This is a genomic window from Mesorhizobium sp. M1A.F.Ca.IN.020.04.1.1 (genome assembly GCF_003997315.1).
In the GTDB taxonomy this organism is placed as follows: domain Bacteria; phylum Pseudomonadota; class Alphaproteobacteria; order Rhizobiales; family Rhizobiaceae; genus Mesorhizobium.
This window is the reverse complement of the sequence record NZ_RZSN01000269.1, coordinates 494-5,186: the sequence shown is the minus strand read 5'-3', so window position 1 is coordinate 5,186 and position 4,693 is coordinate 494. Positions and strand designations below refer to the sequence as shown.

Below are 4,693 nucleotides of genomic sequence, written 5' to 3'. Positions count from 1 at the left end.
GCGAGACCCTGGCCATGTTCGGTTATCAGCCGGGCGATCTCGATCCCGCCATTCCGCCCGCGCTGATCCATGGCGGCGCCGACCATCTGGTGCTGGCCCTGAAGTCGCGCAGGGCGCTCGCCGCCATGGCCTATGACCTGAAACAGGGCCAGGCCCTAATGCGGCGCGAGGAACTGGTGACGATCCTGCTCGCCTATGCCGAAACGCCGCGTCTCTTCCACACGCGCAATCCCTTCGCTTCCGGCGGCGTCTATGAGGATCCGGCGACCGGCGCTGCCGCCGCCGCCTTTGCCGGCTATCTGCGCGACATTGGCTGGCCGCATGGCGGCGCGATCGACATTGTTCAGGGCGAGGATATGGGCATGCGCTCGCGGCTGCATGCCGATATTCCGCCCACGCCCGGCACCTCGATCCGGGTATCCGGCACGGCCCGCCTGATGGACGAAGACTGAGTGTGGTCACCCACGCGAAGGCGCGTGCCCGCCAGCCTACTTGCCGGCAAGAATGTCCTTGATCAGCCGCTGGCAGCGATCGGCCATGAAGTCGAGCAGCAGGCGGACCTTCGGATCCTGCAGCTTCTTGTGCGGATAGACGGCGGCGAACTGGACCGGCGTCGGCGGCGTCTTTGCCAGGATCACTCTCAGCCGCTGGTCGCGGATGAACGGCTCGACCTCGAAACGCGGCTTGTTGATGATGCCGCGACCCGACAGCGCCCAGCCTGTCAGCACATCGCCATCGTCCGTATCGTAGGGTCCATGCACCTCGAATTTCTGCGGACCGTTCGGCGTCTGCAGCGTCCAGACATATTCGCGCGTGCCGGAATAGCGCAGCATCAGGCAATCATGCTTCTTGCCGATCAGCTCCTGCGGCTCGACCGGCTCGCCGCGCGCCTCGAGGTATTTCGGCGCCGCCACCAGCACGCGCTCGCATTCCATGATGCCGCGCATCCGAAGGCTGGAATCCTCGATGATGCCAAGCCGGAAGGCGACGTCGATGCCTTCCTTCATGATGTCGACATTGTGGTCGGAGAGTCTCAGCCGCACCTCGATATCGGGGTATTTATCGTGGAAATCCGGAATGCCCGAGGCGATCAGCCGCCGGCCGAGGCCGAGCGGCGCCGTCACCTTGATCGTGCCGCGCGGCTGGCCGGAAAGTGCTGCGACCGCGGCCTCCGCCTCGGTGATCGCGTCCAGCACCTGCTTGGCGCCGGTGTAGAACACCGTGCCGTGCTCGGTCGGCATCAGCTGCCTTGTGGTGCGGTTGAACAGCCGCACGCCGAGATGCTTCTCCAACTCCTTGATGCGGTTGGAGGCGACCGCCGGCGAGATGCGCATGTCGCGCCCGGCCGCCGACAGATTGCCGAGCTCGACGACGCGGACGAAGACGGCGATATTGTCGAGATAGGCCATGCGACGGTCGTGGCTCTCAAATGGCTGCGTGGGACGACCCTAGTATTTTCCATTTTTTTTTGAAAGTCATCGCGCGCCCCGCCTCTTTTCGTTTGCGCTCCAGACCGTAAAGTCGCCTGATCGGCAGGGACGATTTCCCAGGGGCGACTCGATGATGGATTTTGCGATTTTCTGGGACTGGCTGAGCTTCGCCGTCCGCTGGCTGCATGTCATCACCGGCATCGCCTGGATCGGCTCGTCCTTCTATTTCGTCGCCCTCGATCTCGGGCTGCGCCAGCGTCCCGGCCTGCCCGCCGGCGCCTTCGGCGAGGAGTGGCAGGTGCATGGCGGCGGCTTCTACCACATCCAGAAATATCTCGTGGCGCCGGCCGAAATGCCGGAGCACCTGACCTGGTTCAAATGGGAATCCTACGCCACCTGGCTGTCGGGCTTCGCCATGCTTTGCGTGGTCTACTATGCCGGCGCCGACCTCTTCCTGATCGACCCCAACGTGCTCAACATCTCGGTGCCCGTCGGCATCCTCTTGTCGCTCGCCACGATCGGCGTCGGCTGGATCGTCTACGACCTGCTCTGCCGCTCGCCGCTCGGCAAAAGCGATACCGGCCTGATGCTGGTGCTCTACTGCGTGCTGGTCTTCATCGCCTGGGGGCTGACCCACCTCTTCACCGGCCGCGCCGCCTTCCTGCATCTCGGCGCCATCACCGCCACGATCATGTCGGCCAATGTCTTCATGGTCATCATCCCCAACCAGAAGATCGTCGTCGCCGACCTGATCGCCGGCCGCAAGCCGGACCCGAAATACGGCAAGATTGCCAAGCAGCGCTCGCTGCACAACAACTACCTGACCTTGCCGGTGCTGTTTCTGATGCTGTCGAACCACTACCCGCTGGCCTTCGGCACGCAGTTCAACTGGGTCATCGCCTCGCTGGTCTTCATCATCGGCGTGCTGATCCGGCACTATTTCAACACCGTGCACGCGAGGAAGGGCAACCCGACCTGGACCTGGCTGGGTGCCGCCGTGCTGTTCATGATCGTCATCTGGCTGTCGACCGTGCCCAAGGTGCTGACAGCGGAGCCCAAGACCTCCGCCGCATCCGCCGCTGCCCAGGTCTACATCGCCTCGGCGCATTTTCCGGCCGTGCGCGACACCGTGCTCGGCCGTTGCTCGATGTGCCATACCGAAGAGCCGGCCTATGAAGGAATCTACCATGCGCCGAAGGGCGTGTTGCTCGACACCGACGCGCGCATCGCCGAGCATGCCCGGGAGATCTACCTCCAGGCCGGCCGCGCGCATGCCATGCCGCCCGCCAACGTCACTCAGATAACCGACCAGGAACGGGCCCTTTTGGTGGCCTGGTTCGAAGGCGCCGGAAAGTAAGCATGACCTCGAAACTCCTGCGCGGCCGCACGCTCTCCTTCCTGCGCTGGCCCGAAGCAATCGACGACCATTCCGCCTGGCGCTACGAGGAGGATGGCGGGCTGCTGATCGACAACGGCAAGATCATTGCCGCCGGTCCGTATGCCGAGATCGCCAAGCGCGCCGGCGCCGGCGTCGAGACGATCGATCATCGCCCGCATCTCATCCTGCCGGGCTTCATTGATGCGCATGTGCATGTTCCGCAGATGCAGATCATCGCGTCCTACGGCGCCGAGCTGCTCGACTGGCTGAACAAATACACCTTTCCGGAGGAGTCGAAATTCGCGAACGCGCAGCATGGCCGCCGCATCGCCAGGCTCTTCCTCGACGAGATGCTGCGCCAGGGCACGACGACGGTCGTCGCCTATTGCTCGGTGCACAAATCGTCGGCCGAAGCCTTCTTCGCCGAATCGCACGACCGCAATATGCTCAACATCGCCGGCAAGGTGATGATGGACCGCAATGCGCCGGAGGGCGTGCTGGACACGCCGCAGACCGGCTATGACGACAGCAAGGCGCTGATTGCCGAATGGCACGGCAAGGGCCGCCAGCTCTATGCCATCACCCCGCGCTTCGCCATCACCTCCTCGCCCGAGCAGATGGAGATGGCCGGCGCGCTCTGCCGTGAGCATCCCGATCTGCACATGCAGACGCATCTGTCGGAAAACCACGCCGAGATCGCCTTCACCCAGGAGCTCTACCCCTGGTCGCGCGACTACACTGACGTCTATGAGCATTACGGCCTGCTAGGCAAAAAGAGCCTTTTCGGCCACTGCATCCATCTATCCGAGCGCGAAGCCGATGCGCTGTCGCAATCGGGTTCGATTGCGGTGTTCTGCCCGACCTCCAATCTCTTCCTTGGCTCCGGCCTGTTCGACTACCAGCGCTACCGCCGCCGCGAAAAGCCGCTCAGCATCGCTGCCGCCAGCGATGTCGGCGGCGGCACCAACTATTCGATGCTGCGGACCATGGATGAGGGCTACAAAGTCATCGCGCTGAATGGCGAGAAGCTCAACCCCTTCCAGTCCTTCTGGCAGCTGACACGCGGCAATGCCGAGGCGCTGGCTGTCGCCGAAAAAATCGGCACGCTGGAAGAAGGCACGGATGCCGACATCGTCGTGCTCGACGCCAACGCCACGCCGGCGATGCGGCTGAGGATGGAGACGGTGGAGACCCTGGCGGAGGAGCTCTTCCTGCTGCAGACGCTGGGCGACGACCGCGCCGTGAGCGAGGTCTATGTGGCGGGTCGGCCGGCCAAGAGCGCGATTGTCGCATAGATTAAACGTGCTCGTCGCTTGACCCTGCGTCAGCCATCGGCCAAAGCGTGCGTCGACATTGACAGGGGAAACGCCATGGCTGCCGCCGACGACATCGCTCTGATCAAGAAACAAGAAGCCACGCTGGTCTTTCCGGCCTTCGACGAGGCCGTGGCCTTCCAGATAGGCGCGGCGATCAGGGAGCGGGCGCTCAACGAAAACCTGCCGATTATCGTCGATATTAGGACCTTCGACCGTCCCCTATTCTATGCCGCTATGCCGGGCTCCAACGCCTCCAACCCCGACTGGGCGCGGCGCAAGATCAATGTCGTCAAGCGCTATCTCAGAAGCACCTATCGCATGGTGCTGGAGCAGCAGCGACCCGACCGCACCTTCAAGGTCGGCGAAGCGCTCGACATTGCCGACTATGTGCTGGCCGGCGGCGGCTTTCCCGTCGCGGTGAAGGGCGCAGGCGTGATCGGCGTCATCGCCGTCTCCGGTCTGCCCGAACGAGAAGACCACGGTGTCGTTGTGGATGCGCTCTGCGCCCATCTCGGAGTCGATGCGAGCAAGCTCAAGTTGCCGCCGGAAGAGCAATGACCGATCCAAAA

5 protein-coding genes are annotated in these 4,693 nt (G+C 63.6%); 4 read left to right on the top strand and 1 reads right to left on the bottom strand.

The window, feature by feature from the left end; genetic code table 11:
- Positions 1-452, top strand: a 452-nt coding sequence (locus EOA49_RS30070; RefSeq protein WP_164749327.1) for a PhzF family phenazine biosynthesis protein, incomplete at its 5' end; no start/stop codon positions are given.
- Between the two features lie 36 nt (positions 453-488).
- Here EOA49_RS30070 and EOA49_RS30065 read toward each other — a convergent pair.
- On the bottom strand, positions 489-1,409 hold the full coding sequence (locus EOA49_RS30065) for a LysR family transcriptional regulator (protein ID WP_066995946.1): 921 nt from the start codon (positions 1,407-1,409) through the stop codon (positions 489-491).
- 151 nt (positions 1,410-1,560) lie between these two features.
- Between EOA49_RS30065 and EOA49_RS30060 the strand changes: the two genes are divergently transcribed.
- From EOA49_RS30060 to EOA49_RS30050, 3 genes are all read left to right on the top strand, one after another.
- Complete coding sequence (locus EOA49_RS30060) at positions 1,561-2,787, top strand: urate hydroxylase PuuD (RefSeq protein ID WP_066995941.1); 1,227 nt, start codon at positions 1,561-1,563, stop codon at positions 2,785-2,787.
- Positions 2,788-2,789: 2 nt separating this feature from the next.
- Positions 2,790-4,103, top strand: coding sequence for a guanine deaminase (gene guaD, locus EOA49_RS30055; protein ID WP_127239725.1), 1,314 nt, complete (start codon positions 2,790-2,792; stop codon positions 4,101-4,103).
- A gap of 75 nt (positions 4,104-4,178) precedes the next feature.
- Positions 4,179-4,682 carry a heme-degrading domain-containing protein gene (locus tag EOA49_RS30050; RefSeq protein WP_067324128.1) on the top strand — a complete coding sequence of 168 codons (504 nt, stop codon included), beginning with the start codon at positions 4,179-4,181 and terminating at the stop codon, positions 4,680-4,682.
- The last annotated feature ends 11 nt before the right edge of the window (positions 4,683-4,693 follow it).